Here is a 23311-nt window from a genome sequence, read left to right as displayed (position 1 = left end):
GCGAGGGACTCTAGTGTGCTCCGTGGCCGCCGGAGTCGGGGATGGTCGGTTCGGTCACTCCGGGTGAACCGTGGGGCACGGCATGGGAGCCGACCTCCGTGGCGGCGAGGGCCGGGGTGGTGAGCGCCGAAAGCAGAAAGCCTCCGACGACGAGACCGGTAAGAAAACGCCAGCCGCTGGGTGTGGCAGCGCCTGCTGCGGAAGCACGTCGCGTTTCAATGCTGGGGGTCGCGGGCGTAGGGGGCCCGGTCGGAGAGCGGCGCAGTGCGATGGCTACCGTGGCGGCCAGGAATACGTTGAAGAGTGAAGCGACGGACATCGGGTAGAGCGGCAGGCCGGTTTGGCCACTGGTCACCCCGAGGCCATTACCGAGCACGGCGGTGGTACCCCAGATGAAGACCGGGATGAGCGCCGCACCCACGATGATCCGGGGCACCAGAACCCGGCCAGCAGCGAGGGTGGCGATTCCCCAGCCGAGTTCGGCAATGCCGAACCCGACCAGCAGAACCGACAGGGGCAATGGAGCGGTCACACCCACGGCCAGATGGATCAGGGCGGCGCCGAAAGCGGCGAAGCCGAGCCAGGTGCGAACGACCGGGGACATGATGCTCCTATTGACTTGGTGCGCGAAGGGATGGAGTGAAGCGGTGCGGCGTTAGGCGTTGGCTTTGCTGTGAACCGTTTTGTCTGCGGTGAGGCCGACACCGAGAAGCACGATCGCGCTGGCGAGGTGCAGGAAGTGGTCGGCGGTGTTGAGCGCCAGGATGTTCAGCGAGGTGCTCGCGATGAAGAATCCGACGATTCCGAGGAGCAGGTACACGGCACCGATCGTGCTGTTGGTGGCCTTGGCTGCCATGGCGTTGGAGAGTCCGGCGATGAGCAGAGCCGCTCCGATCAAGAGGTGCGCGATGTTGTGCAGCGGGTTGACCTCGAAGATGCCGAGAAGCAATCCGCCCTCGGTGGCGATGAAGCCGACACTGCCGGTGACGGCGAAGCCGAGTAATCCGACGAGAAGATAGACCGCGCCGAAGACGGTGGCGATCAGGCGATTGGGTGATGTGCGCATTTCAGGTGCCTCCTAGGTGATTCACGGTTAACCCGTGGTTGCTATTTATTCGGAGCTCCATCCGCTTCGGATTGGTACTAATTGTGGCCCTGATCTCCCCGTTTAAGGGGATCGGTGCGCAAAAAACAGCGCGCCACCCGAATTGGGTGACGCGCTGTGTGCCGAGGCGGGTCAGGCCTTGCGACGGTTAGTGATCGCGCCGAAGATAAGCAGCACGATCAGCGATCCGACGATAGCGAGGGCCCAGGTAGTCAGCGAGAAGAACTCCTCCAGACTGACATTGAACAGGAGCCCGCCGAGCCATCCACCGAGGAAGGCACCGACAACCCCGAGCAGCAGGGTGATAAGCCAGCCCCCGCCCTGGCGACCGGGCAGGATCGCCTTCGCGATAGCTCCGGCGATGAGACCGAGCAGGAGAAATCCGAGGAAACTCATGAGAACTGCCTTTCAGGTTGGCCTGGATGTGGCGCGGACTAAGCCGTTCGCGTGAATGTACCCGCCTGTCTGTGCACCGTCAATAGCCACCGGCCAACGATTCGACTTGCGGGCTTCAGTCCAGCCAGTAGTCGTCGTCCATGTACTGCGGGCCGGTCACCGGGGTTGCGTCGTTGATATCGGGGAGGTCGACGGCATTGATCGTTTCAATCTTGACCATGGAGTGGGCCGTGATCAGCAGGGAGACGTGCGCCCGCATGGGGCTGACGACGTCGACGAAGCCTCCGCCGCTGTGCACGGCGGCGGACAGGGCTGACTTGAGACCGGCAATGTTGTACTCGTCCGATAGGTAAAACCAGTCGTCATTGATCGTCAACCGATAGCTCTGCATTGCATTGTCCATTTCGTTGTGACAGGTTCGTGAGCGCGCTGCCGGTTAGGAGCATGCGGGGGCTTCGCTGCCACCGCGGACTCTGCGCGTCGCGCTGCTCGGCAGCGCGCGTTTCAATATACGGGATTTACTTCAAACAGTAAACTATTTAAGAGTTAAGAAACTTAGTAATTGATCTAGCGGCTACACTGACAGAACAGAATGCCCTCACGGGCAATTTTGCGAGCCTGAAGTTGGGCGAAACCAACAGACCAGAGGTCAGGAGAACGAATGTATGGTCGGGACAGTTCCGGACGCACCCCGGACGCCTTGTCGGCATCCGCTTTAGCTTTTCTGCGCGCCATGGATCGGAATCGAAACCGGGTCGCGACCGAGAGCGGTCTGACCGGGAGCGAGCTGCGCGCCGTGGCTCGCGTTGCCGAAGCGGGCAGCATTACCCCGAAATTGCTCGCGGAATCGATGGAAATGACGACCGGTGCAGTGACCGCGATCTCGAATCGACTCGTGGCCTTGCAACTGCTGGTTCGGGTGGCTCACCCGCACGATCGACGGAGTCTGCTCTTGACCTTGACACCGGCCGCGGAGCAGATCACGCAGAAAATCTACGACGATTTCGAGGCGCTCATCACTCACTCCGTGCGCGACGTGAGCCCGGAGGACCAAGCACGGCTGGGCGCCATGCTGTCCGCGATGGCGTTGACCGTGGGATCGGACGCCGATCTGAGCCTGACCGCCTGAGTATGACCGCCTGGGCCACCGTTAGGGGTGGCGGATTCCGCGCCCGGCCAGCATGGCCCGGTAGCCTTCCCGGTAGGTGGGGTAGCTGAAGATGAAGCCGGTATCGCGCAGAAGCTGGTTGCTCAGTAGCTTGTCGCCGCCTCTTTGGCTTTCGCGGGTGCGCGTCGGCTGGTCCGACTCGTTCAGCGCCGGTTCGGGCAGGCCGAGCTCGGCAGCGAGAAAGGTCAGCACCTCGTCACTGCGCACTGGCTCATTGTCGACGCCGAGATAGAGCGGCGCCGGTTGCTCAGAACGCAGCAGCAGGTGAACGATCGCGGCGGCTGCGTCGTCCCGGTGGATGCGGTTGGTGTGGCGTGACTGGGCGGAGAGCCCGGCACCCGCGCGTACCTGGGCGATCAGTCGTTCACGGCCGGGGCCGTAAATGCCGGCCAGGCGCAGAACGGTGGCGGCGGGGAGTCTGGAGTGGAGCATCCGTTCGGCATCGAGCACGATTGAATCGGTGCCCGGTTTCGGATTCGCCGGCGTCTGCTCGTCGACCCGGCTGCCGTCGTTGACGTCGTAGACCGCCGTCGACGAGACCAGCAGCACGCGGCGCGGCGTGACCTGTGCCTCATTGAGCGCGTCGAGCAGGTTGCGCAGGCCGTCAAGGTAGGTGGTGCGATAGGCCAGGGCCGTGGGGCTGCCGGCCGAGATCGCGACGACCACGAACTCGGTGTCTGGCGGGATGGTTGGCTTCTCGACGCTCAGGTCGATGGACTGGCCGGTGATTTCTGGGGGGAGCAGGCGTGCGTTGCGCCGCAGCCCGACCACAGTGTGCCCCAGCCGCGCGAACCGCAGGCCAACCTCGGTGCCGAGGTCGCCGCATCCGGCAATGAGTACCGTCATCTGTCTCCTTGATTTATTCCACGCTAGCGGGCGCACCATGACGATGAGCCCGCAGCGCCGCGAAGTGCGGGCGTTACCATGAAACCATGCCTATCGTTCCTGACACGTCTGACTGGAGCTGGGTACTCGAACGCCCATGCCCGGCCTGTCGTTTTCGGGCCGGCGAGGTGGCCTGGTGACGACGCTCGGGGCGTACTTTCTGCACGACGTGGGTGCCGACCAACCTCGTCGCTGACTGGACAACTTTGGGTGGTCACAGTCCGGTTGCACCACACGAAGTTGTCCACTGAGAACGTGACGGTGCTTATTCGGAGCGGATGACGGGAATCGAACCCGCGCTATCAGCTTGGGAAGCTGAAGTTCTACCATTGAACTACATCCGCGCGCCCGACCGTGAGTGGACAACAATCGGAACCGTGCCAGCATATCAACCCAGCGCGGCTAGGCTGGCACCGTGCTGCTCTCAGATCGCGATATCAAGGCTGAACTCGACGCTGGACGAATCGGTTTGGAGCCGCTCGACCCCGCAATGATCCAGCCATCGAGCATTGATGTGCGCCTCGACCGCCTGTTTCGGCTATTCGACAACCACAAGTACGCCTACATCGATCCGGCCGAGGACCAGCCAGAGCTGACCCGCCTGATCGAGACCAAGCCCGACGAGCCGTTCATTCTGCACCCGGGCGAATTCGTGCTCGGCGCCACCTACGAGCAGGTGACCCTGCCAGACGACATTGCCGCCCGGCTCGAGGGCAAGAGCTCGCTCGGACGTCTCGGTCTGCTGACCCACTCCACGGCTGGGTTCATCGACCCCGGCTTTTCGGGCCATGTCACGCTCGAGCTCAGCAACGTTGCGACGCTGCCGATCAAGCTCTGGCCCGGAATGAAGATTGGCCAGCTGTGCTTCTTTCAGCTCAGCTCCCCGGCCGAGAAGCCCTACGGCTCGAACGAATACGGCTCCCGCTACCAGGGCCAGCGCGGCCCGACGGCGTCACGCTCGTTCCAAAACTTTCACCGCACGGTCATCGACCGCTGACGCAGCCTTCCAACACCAGCGGCTGCCCGCGGGCCGAGCAAACGTAATACGTCGAACGTAACCACGCGTCGGGTAAAATCTGAGTATGACCTCCATGCCGACCCGATTCGACGAGGCGCTGATCGCGCACGGCCCCACGCCAGAGTATCCGGGGCGCATGCACCGCTTCGGCCAGATGGTCGGATCCTGGGCCGCCAAGGGTACCCGCCTCGACGAGACCACCGGAGAGTGGATCGAACGTGACTTCGTCTGGATGGTCGAATTCATCCTCGACGGTCGGGCCGTGCAAGACGTCGAGGTCGTTGCGAGCACGACACATCCGTCTGGATTTGAAACCGTCGCCACTACCGTGCGCGTCTACGACCCGTTCGCCGGAGCCTGGCGCGTGAGCTACTTCGCCCCGGCGCTGGGCGAATACTGCCAGCTCGTGGCCACCCCATACCGGCATGGAGTTCGGCAGGAGGGCACCCGCACGGACGGCCGCCCGATCCGCTGGAATTTCACCGCCATCACCCCCGACAGCTACAAGTGGGAGGGGTGGGTCTCCGCCGATGAGGGCGCGACCTGGCAACTCGTCGAACACAATGAGGCCACCCGCATCCGCTGAGAAACGGATGCTGATGGCCTCGGTGTCTGGGTGGCTTAGAGGGTGAACTTGAACCCGAGGTCGGCCGGGTAGTCGCCGAGGGCGGTGAGGTTCGTGGCCGCGGCCTGCAGTGCTGCGAGGGTGAGGCCGAGGGTGCCCGGGCCGAAACTGACTCGGCTGATGCCGAGTTCGGCTAGGCGCTTCAGCGGAACGAGTCCGGGCGCACCGATCACCGATATTTTGCCGTTAACCTGCTCGATCGCGCGGGCCACCTTGTCCTCGTCGGTCAGGCCGAGGAAGAAGATGACGTCAGCGCCGGCGCCGAGGTAGGCGTTGGCGCGGGCGACGGCTTCGTCCCAGTCGCCGCCGCCGGCCAGGGTGTCGACGCGGGCGTTGATGACGACGGGAATGCCGGTCTGCTCGGCGCCGGCTCTCGCGGCGGCCACGCGGGCAGTGGCGGTCTCGATGTCGAACTGCGGGGCCTTCGCGGCGCCGACCGAGTCCTCGATGTTGATGCCCACGATGCCGGATTCCTCGATCAGGCGACGCACGTTGCGGGTCACGCCGGCAACATCCGGTGCGTAGCCCTTCTCGAAGTCGGCAGAGACCGGCAGGTCGACGGCGCGGGCGATGATCGTGGCGGCGAGAATGGCCTCGTCGAGCGAGAGGCCTTCGCCGTCTGGCAGGCCGCGCACGTTCGAGATGGAGTGGCTCGCGGTGGCGAGGGCCTTCACGCCGGGCGCATCGGCCACGATCTTGGCGGTAATGGCATCCCACACGTTGGTGACGATGAGGGGCTCGCCGGGCACGTGCAGCGAGAGCAGGAGTTCGGCCTTCTGGAGCTGGGTAAGAGTCATGCTCTTCAGTCTGACCGGCCTGCGCGCCCTGGGCGAGGGAACAGCCGCAATTCAGTAGATGCTCAGGCAAGGACGGGCTGGCGTCCGGCTAGGAGATATGCTGCTGCCTGGCCGAGACCGGAATGAGCAGTAGCAGGCCGACGAGCAGCACGAGCATGATGCCCAGGATGCCCCAGTAGGTCTCGCCGAAGATTGTGACCGACAGCGCGAAGGCGGCCGGCGCGAGAAAGCTGACGGCTCGACCGGTCGTGGCGTAGAGCCCGAACACTTCACCCTCGCGGCCGACGGGAATGAGCCGAGCCAGAAAGGTGCGGCTGGCCGATTGGGCGGGGCCGACGAACAGGCACAGGGCCAGCCCTGCCGTCCAGAACACGATCTGCCCGCCGTCGTGCAGGAAAAACACCAGGAGGCCGCTGACCAGAAGCCCGACCAAGGCGGTCATGATGACGGGCTTCGCGCCGAGCCGGTCGTCGAGCGCGCCAACACTCATGGTCGCGATGCCGGCGACCACATTGGCCGCGATGGCGAAAATGATGACCTCGCCGGGCGAGAATCCGAAAACGGATGCCGCGAGCACACCGCCGAAGGTGAACACGCCGGCCAGGCCGTCGCGGAACACCGCGCTCGCGATGAGAAAGTACACCGCCTGGCGGCTGGTCTTCCAGAGGCGGGCAATATCGTGGCCGAGCACCCCGTAGCTTTGGAAGAAGCTGACTTTTTCGCGTCGGGCGGCCTTGGGCGCCCGATACTCCGGTACCCGCAGGAGCACGGGCAGCGCGAAGAGACCGAACCAGGCGGCTGCGAGCAACATGGAGACGCGCACGGCGAGACCGTTGTCGCCGGTCACCCCGAACAGGCCGACCTCGGGCTGGATAAAGCCGAAGTACACGATGAGCAGCAGCACGATGCCGCCGAGGTAGCCCATGCCCCAGCCGAATCCGCTGACCTTGCCGATAGTGCGCGGTGTCGACACCTGCGCAAGCATGGCGTTGTAGTTGACGCCTGCGAATTCGAAGAAGACGTTGCCGGCCGCGACCAGGAACAGTCCGAGCAGCAGGTAGCTCGGGCTTGCCTGCACGAAGAACATGCAAGCGGTCAGCGCGACGACGATGAAGGTATTCACGCCGAGCCAGAATTTGCGGCGGCCGGAAGTGTCGGAGCGTTGCCCGGTGATCGGGGCCAGTGCGGCAATGACGAGGCCGGCGATGGCCAGGGCCCAGCCGAGCTGGGCGCTGATCACGTCTTCATCGCCGAAAGACGCGCCGGTGATGTACACAGTGAAGACGAAGGTCGTGACGACGGCGTTGAACGCGGCTGATCCCCAGTCCCAGAACGCCCAGGCCACCACCCGGCCACGCGTTGGAGTGGTGGCTGCGTCTCCGGCGACAGTGTGGATCATGTGCACAATCTACTGCCCGCCGGTAAGGAACGGATGCTGCGCTGATACTGGGACCGTCGGGTCGGCATCCGCTCGGGCGAACGTCAGCTGACGCGGTAGTCCTGCAGGTACAGGTTCGCCACCGAATCGCGGGTGATGAGTTCGGTTGGCAGCACCACGACTTCGATGGGCTGGCCGGGCTCGGCGATTTCGGCCAGCAGCTTCGTGACGGCCAGTTGGCCGATTTCTTCAACCGGGCGGGCGACCACGGTGATGCCGGGAACTATTGCCGCCGCCCACTGGCTGTCGTCGACCGTCACGAGCGAGATGTCCCGGCCGATGGTGAGGCGCCGGTTTCCGGCAATCTTCAGCACGGCCAGAGCCATGTCGTTGTTCGACGTGAAAATGATCGTGGGTGGGTTCGGTCGGTCCAGGAGCGACGCCACGGCCGCCTCGGATGACTTCGGCTTGTCCTCACAGAAGATCCAATGCTGGCTGTTGCGACGGATACCGGCGTCGGAGGCGCCCTGCAGAAAGCCTTCTGTGCGGTCCAGAACGGTCGAGATGAGATGGGTTGGCCTCTGGTCGGTCACGCCCTCGACGCTCGAGGCCGAGATGAGAAAACCCAGCCGTTTATGGCCGAGTGAAATGGCGTGGCGCACGGCTTCGCGGGTGCCGGCGAAGTCGTCGGTGGTGATGGAGGTGAGCGGCGGGTCGTCCAGGCGGCGGTCAATGAGCACGATCGGTCGGCCGCCGAGCTGAGCCGGCTTTAGATGCTCGTAGCCCGCTGACAGCGACGGCACCACGATCAACCCATCGACCTGTTTCTCGAGCAGGGTCTCGATAGCTTGGCGCTCGATCGCGGTTTCTTCATCGGTGTTGGTAATGAGCACCTGGTAGCCGTGTAGTTTGGCCTCGTCCACGATGGCCTTGGTAGCGCGATCGAAAAACGCATTCGTGAAGTCAGCGATGATGACCAGACCGATGGTCTTGGTGACACCGACGCGCATCGCCCGGGCGAGTTCGTTCGGGCGGTAACCCAGCGCGTCCGCCGCCTGCTCGACCCGCGCGATGGTGGAGGCCGAGGTGCGGCCGTAGCGGCCGAGCGCCCGCGAGGCCGTGGCTCGGGACACACCCGCCTCGGCGGCAACGTCGACGATTGTCGGCAGATGACTTGGCTTCGTGACGTCGTCGTCCCGCACAGTGACCCCTTTGTAAACGTGATGCAACCGTTACCTACTCGAGTTGCATTACTCATTCTCCCATTGGAATATATAGTACCAAGGTTTGCGAGAACGATCTCGCATTGGTCACGTAAGTCAAAGGAGACATTCATGAGGCGCTCATTCCGAACGATTGCAGCAGTTGGTGCAATGACGGCATTCGCACTGACCCTGGCCGGTTGCTCGACCGCAGCCACTACCGATTCCACCGGTGCTGCGGCAGCGGATGAAATCACCATTGCATTCGTCATGGGCGCAGAGGCCGACCCGTTCTTCCAGGCGATGAAGGCCGGCGCAGAGGAAGAAGCCGCCAAGCTCGGCGTCACGCTCATCTGGCAGGGCGACCCGGCGAACTACTCGGCCGAGACCCAGATCCCGATCGTCGACGCGGTTCTGGCCCAGCAGCCCTCCGGCCTGGTGCTCATCCCGACCGACCCGACGGCCCTGCAGTCCTCGGTCTCCAAGGCCGTTGCCGCCGGCATCCCCGTGGTCAACGTAGACACCCACGTCGACGACCTCTCCGACGTCGTGTCATTCATCACCGGTGACAACGCCGACGGCGGCGCCAAGGCCGCTGACGCGCTCGCTACCCAGATCGGCTACGAAGACGGCGGAACCTACCAGGTTGTCGTCGGGCTCACCAGCGCCACCGCGACCACCAATGTCAGCCGCCTCGACGGCTTCACGGCCCAGATCGAAGCCGAATATCCCGGCATTGAAATCGCTGACGTCGCGTACTCCGAGTCCAACCCGGAAAAGGCCGCGACCAACGTGAACAACTGGCTCACCCGCTTCCCTGACCTGGCCGGCATTTTCGCCATTGACGGCACGAACGCCTCGGGTGCGGCTGCGGCCCTCGAATCCAAGGGCCTGGAAGGCACCATTGGACTCGTCGGCTACGACGCTTACCCCGACAACGTCGCGAAGATCAAGTCCGGCGTTTTCACCGCGCTCATCGCGCAGGATCCCGCCGCCGAAGCCCGCCTCGCCATTCAGACGCTCGTCGAGTACATCAAGACCGGTGAGACGTCGACCGAGCACGAGGTTGTCATTCCGAACGTAGTCCTGGATTCCAGCACCTCTGATGACGACTTCGCGAAGTACACCTACGTCGCCACTGAATAAGTCGTCTTCCCGGTAGCTGTAGAAAACAAAGGCAAATACATGACCAACGTCAGTCAGAGCGTGCAGAAGTCAGCGCTCTCGTCACGGTTCTCCTCCCTGGCCGCCAATCAAAGCACCATCCTGGTGGGCGTGATGATCATTCTGATCGTCGTGTTCACGGTGCTCGAACCGAAGTTCTTTTCGGTCGCGACGGCCAATAACGTCCTCACGGACTGGGGTTCCGTTGCCCTGATTGCCGTTGGTCAAACCTTTGTGGTGATCAGCGGTGGCATCGACCTGTCGGTCGGTGCCACCATCGGACTCAGCGGCGTCATCTCGGCCTGGACCATGGCCAACGTGCTCGGCCTGGACCAGACCGTCAAGGGGCAGGATGCTGCCGGCCCGCTCCTGATCGGAACCGTGGTCTCGGTCGCCGTCGGTTTGGGCGTCGGTCTGGTCAACGCATTCCTGATCAACAAGCTCAAAATCGTGCCGTTCATCGCTACCCTGGCCACGATGGGCGCGGCGCTCGGATTCTCGGTCATCATTTCCAAGGGCGCCCCCATCGGCAGCGCCAATGACTTCACTCTCATCAGCGCGATGTCGCCGACCTGGAATCCGCTCTCCTGGGCCGTGCTCTTCGTGGCCATCGTCATTGCCGTGCTGGGCCTGTTCCTGCACAAGGCCCGCTTTGGTCTGTACACCTACGCCATCGGCTCGAATGCCTTTGCGGCACGGGCAGCGGGTATCAACGTGGAACGACACCTCACCATGGTCTACGCGCTGTCCGGTGCGCTGGCCGGCCTGGCCGGCATGTACGTCTATATCCGTCTCGGCGCAGGTTCCCCCTCGTCGGGAACGGGCCGTGAACTCGACGCCATCGCGGCTGTCGTCATCGGCGGCGCGTCCCTCATGGGTGGCGTCGGCCGCATCATGGGCACCATCCTCGGCGCCCTCATCCTCTTCACCGTGCAGTCCGGCCTGATCATGATCGGTGTTGCACCGGACTGGAAAAAGGTTGTCGTGGCCGTTCTGATCGCTGCGGCGGTCGCCGCTCAGACGCTGCAGAGCAAGAACGGGAGAAAGTGACCATGGTCGGCGAAGTCATCTACGAAGTCCGGAACGTTTCCAAGCGCTACGGCTCAGTCATCGCCCTCGACGGGGCCAGCCTCAAGCTCCACGCCGGCGAAGTCGTCGGCCTGGTCGGCGACAACGGTGCCGGAAAATCGACCCTGGTCAAGGTGCTCTCGGGCGCCCACCAACCCGACGGCGGACAGATCTTGCTCGACGGGGTGGAGCGGGAATGGAGCTCGCCGCGGGAGGCCCTCGAGGCCGGGGTGGAGACTCTCTACCAGGACTCCGGTCTGGCACCGCACCTGACCGTTTCGGAAAACGTGTTCCTCGGCCGTGAAAAGGTCGTGCCGGGATTCCTGGGAAAGCTGGGGTTTCTGTCGAAGAAGACCATGGCCCGCGAGGCGCACGCTGACCTCGAGCGGGTTGGAATCGCCGTGCCGGCGTCGAACCGTTCCGTTTCTCAGCTCTCCGGCGGCCAGCGCCAGGCGGTGTCGATTGGCCGGGCGGTGTCGTGGGCGCGAAAAGTGATCATTCTGGACGAGCCCACCAACCACCTCGGTGCGCGTCAGGCGGGCGAAGTGCTCAATGTCATTCGTGCGGCCAAGGCCAAGGGACTCGGCGTTATCTTCATCTCCCACACACTGCCGCACGTACTCGAGGTGACGGACCGCATCGTCGTGCTGCGCCTCGGCCGCATCGTGATGGATGCCCCCACCACCGAGTTCGACGGTGACCGCCTGATCGGCGTGCTCACCGGTACCATCGCCACCATCAAGGTGGAGGGCGACTAACCAGCCTTCGGGCGAAAAATACGTGGACGGGTCGCACTGGTTACATCGTGCGGCCCGTTCTTCCATGTCTGCCGTCGGCGGAGCGGCATCCGCTTTGAAAGTTGAGCCACTCACACTCAACTTTCAGCCGTAGAAATTGACAGGGACGAAACGGCTCTGGAATACTTGAGCCATCGAGGCTCAAGTCTTGAGATTACTTAGCAGTTCGTTTCGCACATGATTGAAGGAGAACAACCCAGATGGCTCGTGCAGTAGGTATTGACCTCGGAACCACAAACTCGGTGGTGTCCGTGCTCGAAGGTGGAGAACCCACCGTCATCGCCAACGCCGAGGGCTTGCGCACCACCCCCTCGGTGGTCGCATTCACCAAGGACGGCGAAGTTCTCGTCGGAGAAACCGCCAAGCGCCAGAACGTCACCAACGTCGACCGCACCATCTCCAGCGTCAAGCGCCACATGGGCACCGACTGGACCGTCGCGATCGACGACAAGAAGTACACCCCGCAGGAGATCAGCGCGCGTATCCTCGCCAAACTCAAGCGGGATGCCGAGCAGTACTTGGGCGAGAAGGTCAGCGACGCCGTCGTGACCGTGCCGGCGTACTTCAACGACGCCGAGCGTCAGGCCACGAAGGAGGCCGGCGAGATTGCCGGACTCAACGTATTGCGCATTATCAACGAGCCGACCGCCGCCGCGCTGGCCTACGGTCTCGACAAGGGCAAGGAAGACGAGCTCATTCTGGTCTTCGACCTCGGAGGCGGAACCTTCGACGTGTCGCTGCTCGAGGTGGGCAAGGACGACGACTTCTCCACCATCCAGGTGCGCTCGACCGCCGGCGACAACCGCCTCGGCGGCGACGACTGGGACCAGCGCATCGTTGATCACCTGATCAAGCGCTTCAAGGAGACCACCGGCGTTGACGTGTCCAAGGACAAGATCGCCAAGCAGCGCCTCAAAGAAGCCGCTGAGCAGGCCAAGAAGGAACTCTCCTCGAGCATGTCGACGAGCATCCAGCTGCCCTACCTGTCGCTGACCGAAAACGGCCCGGCCAACCTCGACGAGACGCTCACCCGCGCCCAGTTCGAGAAGATGACTGAGGACCTGCTCGACCGCACCAAGAAGCCCTTCCAGGACGTTATTCGTGAGGCCGGCGTCAAGGTCGGTGACATCGCCCACGTCGTTCTCGTCGGTGGTTCCACCCGTATGCCCGCCGTCTACGAGCTCGTCAAGAGCGAGACCGGCGGCAAGGACCCGAACAAGGGTGTCAACCCGGACGAGGTCGTCGCCGTCGGCGCCGCACTGCAGGCCGGCGTGCTGAAGGGCGAGCGCAAGGACGTTCTGCTCATCGACGTCACCCCGCTGAGCCTCGGCATCGAAACCAAGGGCGGCATCATGACGCGCCTGATCGAGCGCAACACGGCCATCCCGACCAAGCGCAGCGAAACCTTCACCACGGCCGACGACAACCAGCCGTCCGTTGCGATCCAGGTCTTCCAGGGCGAGCGTGAGTTCACCCGCGACAACAAGAACCTCGGAACCTTCGAGCTCACCGGCATCGCGCCGGCGCCGCGCGGCATTCCGCAGGTCGAGGTCACCTTCGACATCGACGCCAACGGCATCGTGCACGTGTCTGCCAAGGACAAGGGCACTGGAACCGAGCAGTCGATGACCATCACGGGCGGTTCCTCGCTCGCGAAGGAAGACATCGAGCGCATGGTGCGCGAGGGTGAAGAGCACGCCGCAGAAGACAAGCGTCTGCGTGAAGTCGCCGAGACCCGCAACACGGCCGAGCAGCTCGCCTACTCGATCGAGAAGCTGATCAAGGACAACGTCGACAAGCTCCCCGAGGACGTGAAGAATGAGGTGCAGGCTGATGTCGACGCCCTCAAGTCCGCTCTCGCCGGCGACGATGACGACGCGGTGAAGACCGCGTTTGACAAGCTCAACGAAAGCCAGGGCAAGCTTGGCGAAGCCATCTACAAGTCCAGCCAGGCGGATGCCGCAGCCGGCGCTGATGAGACCAGCACCGACGAGGCTCCTGCCGAAGAGAACAAGGACGAAGACGTTGTCGACGCCGAAGTTGTTGACGACGACGAAGACGAGAAGAAGAAGTAGGCCGTAACCATGGCTGACAAGAAACATCCAGACAACGACGCGTCCGCTGCGGGGGTGCCCGATGACGGCACCGCCGCTGCGGGCGCGGCCGCAGCTGATGCAGCATCCGCTTCTGAACCTGACAGTGCTGTAGCCGACGGTACGGCCGACGGGATCGAAGAAGACGAACTGACCGTTCAGGACATTCTGGACGCGGCGGAACGCGAAGTTGCTGAGCCGACGAGCGAACACCTCGCCGACCTCAAGCGCGTGACGGCCGAGTACGCCAACTATCGTCGGCGCACCGAAGCCAACCGGGCCATCGAGAAAGAGCGCGTGACCGGGGATATCGTCAAGGTGCTTATTCCGGTACTCGACGACATCTACCGTGCTGAGAAGCACGGCGATCTCGTGCCCGACTCGGCCTTCGCCACGATCGCAGCCAAACTGCGTTCGAGCGTTGAACGGCTCGGGCTGACCTCGTTCGGCACGGTCGGCGAACCCTTCGACCCAACCATGCACGAGGCGATCTTCCAGCAGCCGAGTGCAGCGGTCGACGTGGAAACCGTCGGCGACGTCGCGGAGACGGGGTACTACCTTGGCTCCACGCTGCTGCGCGCGGCCAAGGTCGTCGTTCAGGTACCGAGCGATGGCTAGCCAGGATTGGTTTGACAAGGACTTCTACAAGGTTCTCGGGGTATCGAAAGATGTCACGCCGGCCGAGTTGAAGAAGGCGTACCGCAAGCTCGCGCGTAAGTACCACCCGGATTCCAACCCGGGGAACCCCGCCGCCGAGGCGAAGTTCAAGGAACTGAGCGAGGCGCACTCGGTGCTGGGCGATGCCGCGCAGCGCAAGGAATACGATGCCGTGCGGGCCATGGGCAGTGGGGCGCGGTTCGCCGCGCCCGGCGGCCGGGCCCAGAGCGGTGGCTTTGAGGACGCCTTCGGAGGCATGTTCGGCGGCGGAAGTCGTCAGCAAAGTTATACCTTCGAGCAGGGCGGCTTCGACGATATCCTCGGGGGTATGTTCGGCAGAGGTGGCGGCGGTGGCGGTGGCTTCGGCAACCCCACCGGCGGCTACCGCGGATCGGGCGCGCCTACCCGAGGCCGCGATGTGATCGCGTCGACGACCATCGACTTCATCACGGCTACCCAGGGCGACCAGATCAGTCTGCAGACCCAGGACGGCCGGCCGATCAAGGTCAAGGTGCCAGCGGGCGTCGCCGACGGGCAGAAGATTCGCCTGCGCGGCAAGGGCCAGCCCAGCCCCGACGGCGGAGAAACCGGCGATATCGTGCTGACGATCACCGTGCGCAAGCACCCGGTGTTTGAACGGGACGGCCTCAACCTGCGGGTGACCGTTCCGGTCACCTTCGTCGAGGCGAGCCTCGGTGCGACGATCGAGGTGCCCACCCTCGGTGGTGCCCCGGTCAAACTGCGCGTGGCCCCCGGCACTCCCGGAGGACGCGTGCTGCGGGTCAAGGGTCGCGGCGTCACCACGGCGAAGGGCACCGGCGACCTGCTCGCCATCGTGCAGGTCGCTGTACCGTCACACCTGTCAAAGGATGCGGAAGAAAAGCTCGCAGCCTTCGCCGAGGCACTGCCCAAGGAAAATCCGCGTGATGAACTGATCGCGCGAGCGAAGGGCTAGTCATGGACGAGACCACCCGGGTTTTCGTGATTTCCACGGCAGCAGAGCTTGCGGGAATGCACCCGCAAACCCTGCGCCAATACGATCGCCTGGGCCTGGTCAGCCCGGAGCGCACCCCCGGAAAGAGCCGTCGATACTCCATGCTCGACGTGGCAAAGCTCCGTGAAATTGCGTTCTTGGGCTCAGAAGGTGTGAGTCTGGAGGGCATCCGTCGTATCCTCGAACTCGAGGATCACGTGCGCGGGCTCGAAAAACGCCTGCGCGAGTTGGAATCGACGCTCGCCGACGAATTGCTGAACCGTCCGGGCCGCCGCGTTTTCGCGGCTGGCTCGGCCGGCGACGTCATTTCGATGAAGGCGGGCACCCGCACCAGACGCAGCAACCAGATTGTCATCTGGCGGCCGCGAGACCACACGTAGTTCTACAACACCTAGCTCCACGTTTCGCTTTCACAGCACGAACTGGTTGCACCGGCACCACTTTCAGGGGGAACCATGTCCGAATCGGGCACGCACGACCAGTCCGCGCCGCGGAACACCAATGATTTCGACTTCGATCGGCTGCGACGTCGCCCCGACATCGAGGCCGAGAACCTGTTCGCCGTCGACGCCAGCGACCGGCTCATCCTCGATGAGGCCGCCGGTGCGATCGCCGCCTACCGCAGCGGTGGAGTCGTCGTGCTCGAGGACCGCTATGGCGCCCTCACCCTCGGCGCCGCCGCACTGCACGATGCCCGCGGCATTCGCGTCTATCAGGACGCCCTCTCGGGCGAGTACGCGCTTGACAGCAACGCCTCCGGCGTCAACCTGACGGATGCCTACCGCTCCCTTCCGCTCGGCGAGGAACTGCTGGCCGACGCCCACGTCGTGCTGCTGCAGCTGCCAAAAAGCCTCGACGCCCTCGATGAGATCGCCGGCGCCATCGCCAAGTACGCCGCCCCCGACGTGATCGTCTTCGCCGGCGGCCGCATCAAGCACATGACCGTGAGCATGAACGAGGTGCTGCGCCGTCACTTCGGCGCCCTCAACGTGCGCCCGGCTCGCCAGAAGTCCCGCGTGCTCATCGCCTCCTCGCCGCTCACCACGTCGACGACCGACTGGCCGCACAGCGAGAAGCACGAGGACTTCGACCTCGTGGTGCGCGGCCACGGCGGAGTGTTCGCTGGAACCAGCATCGACATCGGCACCCGGGCGCTGCTCGAGGTGCTCGACCGCATGAAGCCCGATGCCGAGCGCGCCATCGACCTCGGCTGCGGCACCGGCGTGCTCGCCGCGGCGCTCGCTGCGCAGCGACCCCTGCTGCGGGTGCTCGCGACGGACCAGTCGGCCGTTGCCGTGGCATCCGCTCGTGCCACCGTCGACGCCAACGCGCTCGCCGAACGAGTCACCGTCGTGCGGGCCGATGGCCTGTCCGGCCAGGCTGATGACTCCGCCGACCTGATTCTGCTCAACCCGCCCTTTCACATCGGCGCATCCGTGCACGCGGGCCTGGCCGAGAAGCTGTTCATCGACGCGGCCCGAGTGCTTGCGCCCGGCGGCGAACTGTGGACGGTCTGGAACACGCACCTCGGCTACCGTCCGATGCTGACCCGCATCGTCGGTTCGACCCGCCAAGTCGGCCGCAACACCAAGTTCACGGTGACGGTGTCGACCGGTCGCTAGCTTTTTCGGGGCGGCTTACGGCGGGCCTAGGGCGATCTCGGCAAGCTCGATCAGTGGATGGTGACGACCGGCAGACACTGGTCTGCCGGTCTGCGGTGATACTTCGGGCGCGATCAGGCGCGTACGAGCGGCTCGCCGTTCAGAACGTCGAGCTGCCAGGCGGTCGATCCATCAGCGTGTGTGTGGTGGTGCTGCACGACGTTGAGCGAGGCGTTGGTAATGCTGCCGATGGGCTGGTCGAGCGCGTTTTCGAGGCTCAAACGAATGAGCGTGCCGTGCGCGACCACAATGATGCGCGCTCCGGGGTGCTCGCGGGCGAGGTCGCGCAGGGCGTCGATGCCGCGCGCGGCGACGGCCTGTTCGGTCTCGGCACCGTGGAACCCTCCGGGAAAACGCAGGGCATCGAGTTCGGCGCCAGCGCTCAAACCCTCGGCCGGCCCGTAGTTGCGCTCGATCAGTGCCGGGAGGCGGCGGGCCGTGTCGAGGCCGAGCCGCTCGCCGATCAGGTCGGCGGTTTCCGCAGCACGGGAGAGCGGGGACGAGACGATGAAATCCCAGTCGTAGCGTTTCAGGGGAGCGATGGCATCCGCTGCCTGACCGCGCCCCACGTCATTCAGTGGGATATCGGTGGCGCCCTGGATGCGCGCGGCGGCGTTCCAATCGGTCTGGCCGTGGCGGATGAGGGCGAAGGTCGTCGTCGTGGTCACCCGTCTATTCTGCCTTGGCCGACTGGGAGTGCGCGCCGCGCGCCAGCGGCGGCCTCGTTCCGCCATGCGGTGTGGGCCAACCGTGCGACCGCGACGATGGACCAGCCGCAGAGTGCGACGAGCAGCCCGTTGCGCGCCGTGAGCAGTAGCAGCGAAAATAGGTTGCCGTCGATCAGGGGCAGGTAGAAGATTGGAAAGATCAACGTCGTCAGGGCTGAAATGGCCAGCATCAGCACGGCGGGCACCCTCCAGGCCGCCCAGCTGCGGCCAACGCCGACCGCGACGATCGGCACCAGCCAGAGCATGTATTGCGGCGACCCGACCTTGTTGAAGACAATGAATGCGCTGACCAGGGCCAGGGAACCAAGCAGCAGCAGCTCGGCGGCATCCGCTTGTCGACGTTGAGCAATGACCATCAGCACGAAGATCGCCGCGATGGCACCGAACATGACCGGTGTCATCAGGGAGGCGACGAGACCGGCCCCGGGGCCACTCACCTCGCGGGTCGCGATGGCAAAGTTTTCGTAGATGACCGTGTCGTGTTGGCCGAGCGAGGCCAGCCACACCCACGGAGTCGTGACCGGAGCCTCGAGCTGCAGCGCACGGTCGGTCTGTTCGGTGACGAATCCGGTGAGAAACTGCGCAGCGTCGAGCAGCCAAACGGATGCCGCCACCGCCGCCGACAACGCCGCTCCGGTCAGGACCATCGTCAGTTTTCGCGACGATACCGTGACGACCGCGAGGAAAACGGCGGCCGGCCAGACCTTGATCCAGGTGGCGAGGGCCAGCAGGAGCGCGGCGATGACCGGTCGACGCGCGAGCAGCACGAGGCCGACAATGACGATCGGTGCGGTGACTCCTTCCAGGCGTAACAGCCCGACCGGGCTCAGCAGGAACGAGCACAGCAACCAGTACCAGGCCGGCTTGTAGCCGCTGCGGCGGCGTCCCCAATCGGTCAGGGCTCCGACGGCGACGGCATTGAGCGCTGCCGTCATCAGAAACCAGAGCAATTGGTAGAGCAGCGGCCCGGCGATGCCGGCGAACGCGATCGGCAGCATGGCCCCGATCGGATACACCCAGGCCACGTCGAGGCCCTGCCAGAAACCGTTGCCCAGGCCGAGTTCGGCCCATCGTCGGTAGAGCGGGAGATCACCGAGCACCCGGCCGGTGAGGATGGTCGGGAGCAGCGCGACGAGAAAGACCGCGTGCAGGCCCAGGAACCCCAGGGCCAGAGTGCGCGGTCGTTGCAGGGTGAGACGGCGGCTCGGGGTGAGCGCCGTGGCGAGGCGGGCGTCGATCCAATCGAAGGTTCTAGACATGTCACCGTTTCTGCAGCGCGGGGTGGGGAGTCGCGGGCAGTCTAGGGGTGGCGAGTGAACTTCTGGTGACGGATGGTCATCCCTCGGGCCCAGGTTGTGGAAGCGGGCCCATGACCTATCATGGGCCCGCTTTCCGGGCCCGGGCCCCGACCGCAGGGGGTGGAGGGGGTCAGGCGAGGAGCTCTCGGATGTCGGCGGCGGTCAGGGCGGTGCCGGCCGGGGCGCCATCGGTCATAACGCTCTCGAACAGGCGGGCCTTGGTGGCTTTGAGGGCCATGACCTTCTCCTCGATAGTGTCCTTCGACACCAATCGGTAGACCATGACGTTCTTGGTCTGGCCGATGCGGTGTACGCGGTCGACCGCCTGTGCCTCGGTCGCCGGGTTCCACCACGGGTCGAGCAGGATGACGTAGTCGGCCTCGGTGAGGTTGAGGCCGAATCCGCCGGCCTTGAGGCTGATCAGGAAAACCGAACTCGAGCCCTCCTTGAAGTCGCTGATGGCCTTGGCTCGATTGCGGGTCTTGCCGTCGAGGTAGGAGTAGCTGATGCCGGCTGCGTCGAGCCGGTCCCGCGCCTTGCCGAGGTACTGGGTGAACTGGCTGAAGATGAGGGTGCGGTGGCCCTCGGCGACGGTGTCTTCGAGCAGCTCAAGCAGGGCGTCGAGCTTGGTCGAGGGAACGCTGTCGTACTTCTTGTCGTACAGGCTCGCATCGAGGCTGAGCTGGCGCAGCATGGTGAGCGAGCGAAAGATCTCGAACCGGTTCGCGTTCATGTCCTCGATCAGGCCGAGCACCTTCTGGCGTTCCCGGGCCAGGTGCATGTCGTAGACCTTGCGGTGCCGCGGGTGCAGGTCGAGTTCCAGCACCTGCTCCTGCTTCTCGGGCAGGTCGCTCGCCACCTGGGCTTTGGTGCGGCGCAGCATGAAGGGACGGATGCGGCGGCGCAGCTGCGTGAGCCGCTCACCGTCGGCATCCGTTTCAATGGGCTTGCGGTAGTAGTCGGCGAAGCGGCTCGGGCTCGGGAACAGGCCGGGCGCGGTGATGGAGAGCAGTGACCACAACTCCATCAGGTTGTTTTCCATCGGCGTGCCGGTGATGGCGAGCTTGAACGGGGTGCGCAGCCGGCGGGCGCAGACGTGCGCCTTGCTTTGGTGGTTCTTCACGAACTGGGCCTCGTCGAGCAGCAGTCCGGCCCAGTCCTGAGCGTTGTATTCCTCGAAGTCGAGGCGAAAGAGCGTGTACGAGGTGATCACGACATCCGCTTCACCCATCACGTCCTGCAGGCTGGAGCCGCGCTTTCCGGCGGTCTGGGTGATGGCTGCTGTCGCCAGGTCGGGAGCGAACCGGGCGCACTCGGTGGCCCAGTTGGAGACGACGCTCGTGGGCGCGACGACGAGGAACGGCTTGCGCACGGTGCCCGGCTGCGCGCGTTCGCTGTCCCGGGCGTGGGCGATCAGGGCGATCGCCTGCAGGGTCTTGCCGAGCCCCATGTCGTCGGCGAGTACGCCGCCGAGCTGGTGGTCGTAGAGAAAGCTGAGCCAGTCGAAACCGGTCTGCTGGTAGGCGCGCAGGGTGGCGTGCACGGCCAGCGGGAGCGGGCGTTCGGCGATGGGAGCGGCTTCAGACAGGCCCTCGACGGCGCTGCGCCAGGTAGCGGCCTGTTCGGCGACCACGCCGAGCAGCTGCAGTTCGTCCCACAGGTCGGCCTGAAAACGGCTGAGGCCGAGAGTGCCGGCATTGCTCTCCTGCAGGCCACGGGCCTCTTCGATCAGGCGGCGCAGCTGCTGCAGCTCGGGCCGGTCGAGGCTGAAATAGGTTCCGCTGTCGAGGATCATCAGGTCCTGGTCGGTGGCCAGCGCTCGAAAGAGGTCGTCGAAGGGAATGTCTTCGCCCTCGATCGACACGGTGACGGCGAGGTCGAACCAGTCGCGGGTATCGGTGCTCTCGGTGGTGGCGAGGCTGATCACGGGCGCTTCGTCAGCCTCGCGATAGCTCGGCGCGTCGGCGGAGACGTGCACGATGACGCCATCTTTCGCGAGCTGGGATACGGCTTCACCGAGGAAGGTGATCATGACGGCGCCCTGCAGCTCGGCGTGCTCGAGCAGTAGGGCCGCACTGATCGGGGTTGCCGGCTGCCAGAGCTGCTCGAACGAGCTGATGGCGCGTTCGACGTCTCGCAGCGTGTCGCTCTCGCGGGTCGCGTTGCGAAAGCGGGTGTCGTTGGGTGTCGGGCGCAGCGGGTGGCGGTAGAGCACGGGGGCGGGCTCTATTTCGAAGGCGTCGGTCGGGACGGCTGCGGCCTGGTCGGTGGGCGCGACGTACTGCCACTCCCAGGCCAGGGTGATGCGGGCATCCGTTTGGTGCGTGATGGTGAGGGCGAGTTGGGGGCGAGCGGTCTTGGGCAACTCAAACGATGCGTCATGGCTGGTCAAGATTAGTTTTTGCTGAAGAAAGGGGTAGAAGTCGGTGAGGAAGGCCACCTCGTCGTCGGCCGGAATATCGAAGCCGCCGGTCACGGCCAGGGCGCGGATCTCGGAGTTCACCGTGGCAGTCAGCGGGGCGAGGATGAGCTGATTGCCGGTCGCGAGCGGGTCGGCCGGGGCGGTCCAGGTGTAGGCGCCGTGCGCCGGATCGCCGAGAAAACCGAATTCGGAGCCGCGGTGCAGCTTCTCGCTCAACACGAGCAAGGGGGTCAGCTGCAGGCCGTCATCGTCCCGCCGAATGTCGACCTCGAGCGAGGCGGGCGTGGGAGAGAGGAGGACGGGGTTCTGGGCATCCGTTGCGCAGACGAGTGGCAGACCGCTCAGCTGGGCCTCGTGCAGCAGATCCCAGAGGGCCTTGTTCTCGAAGTTGTCGAGGTAGAGCCAGTGGTCGGTGTAGCTGTAATAACGCTGCCCGGTGGCCGACAGGGCGTAGAGGGCGTTCAGGATTTTGCGGTGGCCGCGGTTGTAGGTGCCGGGCGTCCAGGACAGGTTGTCCCAGGTGAGGGAGCCGCGGATCCACTTGCCCTTCTTGCCCATCACCATGGGGCGTGCGCCGAGGCGGCGAGGCCCGGTGCGGCGGTTCGGGCTGTAGACGGGATCAAGCAGGTCGAATTGCAGCGCGAGGGCCGTGCTCGTGACCGTCTCGGCGCCGCTCGGCTTCGCAAGCGGGGCCAGGGCGGCGCGCCAGGCCGGGACCGGTGGGCGAATGGGAACGACGGGGGCCGGGGTGGGCGGCTGATACGCGGTCGGTACGAAGGTCGACTCGAAGACGGGGGTGCGGCGGTCGCCGATGGCACGCACGTTGGACGCCGCGCGCTCGGCATTCAGCTCCGCGGGCGTGCTGCGGCTCGCCAGCAGCAGGGCGGCGACGTGCTTGCAGTTCCTGGCCATCGGGCAGGTGCACGTTCCGCTGGCTCGAACGGCCTGGCCGGCCGCATTGAGGGTGAACGAGACCAGCACGGTGTACGGCTGGGGACTGGTGCCGCTCACGCGTCCGGTGAGGTGTGTTCCCGACGGGGCCCAGGACTGTTCGGTGACGTGTCCGTTGCGGGCGTACCGTTCACCGCGCGAGAACGACTGGCTGCCGACGATGCGGGCGATCTCGTGAGTGCTGAGGGAATGGGCCATAGGTGAGGGAGCTCCGTAAGAAAAAGGGACCAACCCTTATTCTCTCACGCGAGCCTGAGTGGCTCAGCTCAGCGTGGTGTGTCACGGAGCTGCCTGGTGGCTAATTCAGGAAATTGCCTGAGCGGGGGGAGTTGCGCCGCATTGGTTCGGGAGCCGCGGGGTCGCTCGCCGAAATTATCCTGAATTAGCCACGATCGACGGGCGGCTCCGGCGTGCCAGGAGTGGAGATAGTGCCGGCGGCAGTGGCCTGCAGCAGGGCCAGGGCCTGCGCCTCGATGCGGGTCTGCAGCACGATCACGCTCGAGGAGCGCACGACCGTTTGGGTGGCGACGATGAGGTCGAGCACGCGCTGCACGTCGGCGTTCGACCGGGCGACGACCCGGGCGAGCATGTCGCTGTCGCCGGAGACCGTGTGCAACTCCAGAATCTCGGGAATCTTCGCGAGAGCCGCAACGACAACCGCGTGGCCAGAGTCCTGCCGCACGGTGAGCGAACAGTAGGCGGTGACCGGGTAGCCGAACTCGCTCGGGTTCAGGGTCGGCGCCCAGGATTTGATCACCCCGCGGCTCATTAGCCGGTCGAGCCTGGCCTGCACGGTTGCCCTGGCCACCTTGAGCCGCCGCGAGGCCTCGAGCACCGAGAGCTTCGGCCGCTCGCAGAACAGTGTGACGAGTCGAGCATCCAGCGAGTCGACATCCATGAGCGT

Annotated in this window: 23 protein-coding genes and 1 tRNA gene; 11 read left to right on the top strand and 13 right to left on the bottom strand. The window is 64.8% G+C overall.

Annotation, left to right across the window (positions count from 1 at the left end; all coding sequences use genetic code 11):
- Positions 1 to 10 precede the first annotated feature (10 nt).
- The 4 genes from E3O11_RS07995 to E3O11_RS07980 form a co-directional block, all read right to left on the bottom strand.
- On the bottom strand, positions 11 to 604 hold the full coding sequence (locus E3O11_RS07995; protein ID WP_092447977.1) for a hypothetical protein: 594 nt from the start codon (positions 602 to 604) through the stop codon (positions 11 to 13).
- A 51-nt stretch (positions 605 to 655) separates the two neighbouring features.
- Positions 656 to 1066: a DUF4383 domain-containing protein gene (locus E3O11_RS07990; protein ID WP_092447976.1), complete on the bottom strand. Its 411-nt coding sequence runs from the start codon at positions 1064 to 1066 to the stop codon at positions 656 to 658.
- A 171-nt stretch (positions 1067 to 1237) separates the two neighbouring features.
- Positions 1238 to 1501, bottom strand: a complete 264-nt coding sequence (locus tag E3O11_RS07985) for a GlsB/YeaQ/YmgE family stress response membrane protein (RefSeq protein ID WP_092447975.1) — start codon at positions 1499 to 1501, stop codon at positions 1238 to 1240.
- Between the two features lie 115 nt (positions 1502 to 1616).
- Positions 1617 to 1892, bottom strand: coding sequence for a hypothetical protein (locus E3O11_RS07980; protein ID WP_134477775.1), 276 nt, complete (start codon positions 1890 to 1892; stop codon positions 1617 to 1619).
- 270 nt (positions 1893 to 2162) lie between these two features.
- Between E3O11_RS07980 and E3O11_RS07975 the strand changes: the two genes are divergently transcribed.
- Positions 2163 to 2630 (top strand): MarR family winged helix-turn-helix transcriptional regulator, encoded by a 468-nt coding sequence (locus E3O11_RS07975; protein ID WP_092447973.1) that lies wholly within the window; start codon positions 2163 to 2165, stop codon positions 2628 to 2630.
- A 21-nt stretch (positions 2631 to 2651) separates the two neighbouring features.
- On the opposite strand, the gene E3O11_RS07970 is transcribed toward E3O11_RS07975, so the two are convergent.
- Positions 2652 to 3515 (bottom strand): NAD-dependent epimerase/dehydratase family protein, encoded by an 864-nt coding sequence (locus tag E3O11_RS07970; protein WP_092447972.1) that lies wholly within the window; start codon positions 3513 to 3515, stop codon positions 2652 to 2654.
- A 312-nt stretch (positions 3516 to 3827) separates the two neighbouring features.
- Positions 3828 to 3898, bottom strand: a tRNA-Gly gene (locus E3O11_RS07965).
- A 71-nt stretch (positions 3899 to 3969) separates the two neighbouring features.
- Between E3O11_RS07965 and dcd the strand changes: the two genes are divergently transcribed.
- Complete coding sequence (gene dcd, locus E3O11_RS07960; protein ID WP_092447971.1) at positions 3970 to 4551, top strand: dCTP deaminase; 582 nt, start codon at positions 3970 to 3972, stop codon at positions 4549 to 4551.
- Positions 4552 to 4636: 85 nt separating this feature from the next.
- Positions 4637 to 5158, top strand: a complete 522-nt coding sequence (locus E3O11_RS07955) for a hypothetical protein (protein ID WP_092447970.1) — start codon at positions 4637 to 4639, stop codon at positions 5156 to 5158.
- 35 nt (positions 5159 to 5193) lie between these two features.
- Here E3O11_RS07955 and E3O11_RS07950 read toward each other — a convergent pair whose 3' ends face one another.
- The 3 genes from E3O11_RS07950 to E3O11_RS07940 all read right to left on the bottom strand — a co-directional run bounded on the left by E3O11_RS07950 (position 5194) and on the right by E3O11_RS07940 (position 8574).
- Positions 5194 to 5994 (bottom strand): isocitrate lyase/PEP mutase family protein, encoded by an 801-nt coding sequence (locus tag E3O11_RS07950; RefSeq protein ID WP_092447969.1) that lies wholly within the window; start codon positions 5992 to 5994, stop codon positions 5194 to 5196.
- An 88-nt stretch (positions 5995 to 6082) separates the two neighbouring features.
- Positions 6083 to 7393, bottom strand: coding sequence for an MFS transporter (locus E3O11_RS07945; protein ID WP_092447968.1), 1311 nt, complete (start codon positions 7391 to 7393; stop codon positions 6083 to 6085).
- 83 nt (positions 7394 to 7476) lie between these two features.
- Positions 7477 to 8574 (bottom strand): LacI family DNA-binding transcriptional regulator, encoded by a 1098-nt coding sequence (locus E3O11_RS07940; protein ID WP_166787528.1) that lies wholly within the window; start codon positions 8572 to 8574, stop codon positions 7477 to 7479.
- Positions 8575 to 8706: 132 nt separating this feature from the next.
- Here E3O11_RS07940 and E3O11_RS07935 point away from each other — a divergent pair, with 132 nt between their 5' ends.
- The 8 genes from E3O11_RS07935 to E3O11_RS07900 all read left to right on the top strand — a co-directional run bounded on the left by E3O11_RS07935 (position 8707) and on the right by E3O11_RS07900 (position 16969).
- Complete coding sequence (locus E3O11_RS07935) at positions 8707 to 9720, top strand: substrate-binding domain-containing protein (protein WP_166787527.1); 1014 nt, start codon at positions 8707 to 8709, stop codon at positions 9718 to 9720.
- 39 nt (positions 9721 to 9759) lie between these two features.
- Positions 9760 to 10788, top strand: coding sequence for an ABC transporter permease (locus E3O11_RS07930; protein WP_092447965.1), 1029 nt, complete (start codon positions 9760 to 9762; stop codon positions 10786 to 10788).
- 2 nt (positions 10789 to 10790) lie between these two features.
- The gene (locus E3O11_RS07925) at positions 10791 to 11564 is read left to right on the top strand and encodes an ATP-binding cassette domain-containing protein (RefSeq protein WP_092447964.1); all 774 of its coding nucleotides are present in this window, start codon (positions 10791 to 10793) and stop codon (positions 11562 to 11564) included.
- Between the two features lie 239 nt (positions 11565 to 11803).
- On the top strand, positions 11804 to 13678 hold the full coding sequence (gene dnaK / locus E3O11_RS07920; protein ID WP_092447963.1) for a molecular chaperone DnaK: 1875 nt from the start codon (positions 11804 to 11806) through the stop codon (positions 13676 to 13678).
- 9 nt (positions 13679 to 13687) lie between these two features.
- Positions 13688 to 14314 carry a nucleotide exchange factor GrpE gene (locus E3O11_RS07915; RefSeq protein WP_092447962.1) on the top strand — a complete coding sequence of 209 codons (627 nt, stop codon included), beginning with the start codon at positions 13688 to 13690 and terminating at the stop codon, positions 14312 to 14314.
- Positions 14307 to 15308, top strand: a complete 1002-nt coding sequence (locus tag E3O11_RS07910) for a DnaJ C-terminal domain-containing protein (RefSeq protein WP_092447961.1) — start codon at positions 14307 to 14309, stop codon at positions 15306 to 15308. The genes E3O11_RS07915 and E3O11_RS07910 overlap by 8 nt, the downstream gene beginning before the upstream one ends.
- A gap of 2 nt (positions 15309 to 15310) precedes the next feature.
- On the top strand, positions 15311 to 15727 hold the full coding sequence (locus tag E3O11_RS07905; RefSeq protein WP_092447960.1) for a heat shock protein transcriptional repressor HspR: 417 nt from the start codon (positions 15311 to 15313) through the stop codon (positions 15725 to 15727).
- 75 nt (positions 15728 to 15802) lie between these two features.
- Positions 15803 to 16969 (top strand): class I SAM-dependent methyltransferase, encoded by a 1167-nt coding sequence (locus tag E3O11_RS07900; RefSeq protein WP_092447959.1) that lies wholly within the window; start codon positions 15803 to 15805, stop codon positions 16967 to 16969.
- Positions 16970 to 17082: 113 nt separating this feature from the next.
- Here E3O11_RS07900 and E3O11_RS07895 read toward each other — a convergent pair whose 3' ends face one another.
- The 4 genes from E3O11_RS07895 to E3O11_RS07880 form a co-directional block, all read right to left on the bottom strand.
- Positions 17083 to 17676, bottom strand: a complete 594-nt coding sequence (locus E3O11_RS07895) for a histidine phosphatase family protein (protein ID WP_241991048.1) — start codon at positions 17674 to 17676, stop codon at positions 17083 to 17085.
- Positions 17673 to 18995: a glycosyltransferase 87 family protein gene (locus E3O11_RS07890; protein ID WP_092447957.1), complete on the bottom strand. Its 1323-nt coding sequence runs from the start codon at positions 18993 to 18995 to the stop codon at positions 17673 to 17675. The genes E3O11_RS07895 and E3O11_RS07890 overlap by 4 nt, the downstream gene beginning before the upstream one ends.
- Positions 18996 to 19164: 169 nt before the next feature.
- The gene (locus tag E3O11_RS07885) at positions 19165 to 22605 is read right to left on the bottom strand and encodes a DEAD/DEAH box helicase (protein WP_092447956.1); all 3441 of its coding nucleotides are present in this window, start codon (positions 22603 to 22605) and stop codon (positions 19165 to 19167) included.
- 184 nt (positions 22606 to 22789) lie between these two features.
- A complete protein-coding gene (locus tag E3O11_RS07880) occupies positions 22790 to 23305 on the bottom strand; it encodes an Lrp/AsnC family transcriptional regulator (RefSeq protein WP_092447955.1) in 516 nt (171 codons plus the stop codon).
- Positions 23306 to 23311 lie beyond the last annotated feature (6 nt).

The organism is Cryobacterium levicorallinum, assembly GCF_004402405.1.
Lineage (GTDB): Bacteria > Actinomycetota > Actinomycetes > Actinomycetales > Microbacteriaceae > Cryobacterium > Cryobacterium levicorallinum.
Note: the sequence above shows the minus strand (reverse complement) of the source record. Positions and strands in the feature narration are given on the sequence as shown.

Coding starts and splice junctions, on each gene's coding strand:
- dnaK (WP_092447963.1), top strand. CDS start 11,804: ATGGCTCGTGCAGTAGGTATTGACCTCGGAACCACAAACTCGGTGGTG.
- E3O11_RS07910 (WP_092447961.1), top strand. CDS start 14,307: ATGGCTAGCCAGGATTGGTTTGACAAGGACTTCTACAAGGTTCTCGGG.
- E3O11_RS07945 (WP_092447968.1), bottom strand. CDS start 7,393: ATGATCCACACTGTCGCCGGAGACGCAGCCACCACTCCAACGCGTGGC.
- E3O11_RS07925 (WP_092447964.1), top strand. CDS start 10,791: ATGGTCGGCGAAGTCATCTACGAAGTCCGGAACGTTTCCAAGCGCTAC.
- E3O11_RS07905 (WP_092447960.1), top strand. CDS start 15,311: ATGGACGAGACCACCCGGGTTTTCGTGATTTCCACGGCAGCAGAGCTT.
- E3O11_RS07885 (WP_092447956.1), bottom strand. CDS start 22,605: ATGGCCCATTCCCTCAGCACTCACGAGATCGCCCGCATCGTCGGCAGC.
- E3O11_RS07890 (WP_092447957.1), bottom strand. CDS start 18,995: ATGTCTAGAACCTTCGATTGGATCGACGCCCGCCTCGCCACGGCGCTC.
- E3O11_RS07900 (WP_092447959.1), top strand. CDS start 15,803: ATGTCCGAATCGGGCACGCACGACCAGTCCGCGCCGCGGAACACCAAT.
- E3O11_RS07975 (WP_092447973.1), top strand. CDS start 2,163: ATGTATGGTCGGGACAGTTCCGGACGCACCCCGGACGCCTTGTCGGCA.
- E3O11_RS07950 (WP_092447969.1), bottom strand. CDS start 5,994: ATGACTCTTACCCAGCTCCAGAAGGCCGAACTCCTGCTCTCGCTGCAC.
- E3O11_RS07970 (WP_092447972.1), bottom strand. CDS start 3,515: ATGACGGTACTCATTGCCGGATGCGGCGACCTCGGCACCGAGGTTGGC.
- E3O11_RS07935 (WP_166787527.1), top strand. CDS start 8,707: ATGAGGCGCTCATTCCGAACGATTGCAGCAGTTGGTGCAATGACGGCA.
- E3O11_RS07930 (WP_092447965.1), top strand. CDS start 9,760: ATGACCAACGTCAGTCAGAGCGTGCAGAAGTCAGCGCTCTCGTCACGG.
- E3O11_RS07915 (WP_092447962.1), top strand. CDS start 13,688: ATGGCTGACAAGAAACATCCAGACAACGACGCGTCCGCTGCGGGGGTG.
- E3O11_RS07980 (WP_134477775.1), bottom strand. CDS start 1,892: ATGCAGAGCTATCGGTTGACGATCAATGACGACTGGTTTTACCTATCG.
- E3O11_RS07990 (WP_092447976.1), bottom strand. CDS start 1,066: ATGCGCACATCACCCAATCGCCTGATCGCCACCGTCTTCGGCGCGGTC.
- E3O11_RS07995 (WP_092447977.1), bottom strand. CDS start 604: ATGTCCCCGGTCGTTCGCACCTGGCTCGGCTTCGCCGCTTTCGGCGCC.
- E3O11_RS07985 (WP_092447975.1), bottom strand. CDS start 1,501: ATGAGTTTCCTCGGATTTCTCCTGCTCGGTCTCATCGCCGGAGCTATC.
- E3O11_RS07880 (WP_092447955.1), bottom strand. CDS start 23,305: ATGGATGTCGACTCGCTGGATGCTCGACTCGTCACACTGTTCTGCGAG.
- E3O11_RS07955 (WP_092447970.1), top strand. CDS start 4,637: ATGACCTCCATGCCGACCCGATTCGACGAGGCGCTGATCGCGCACGGC.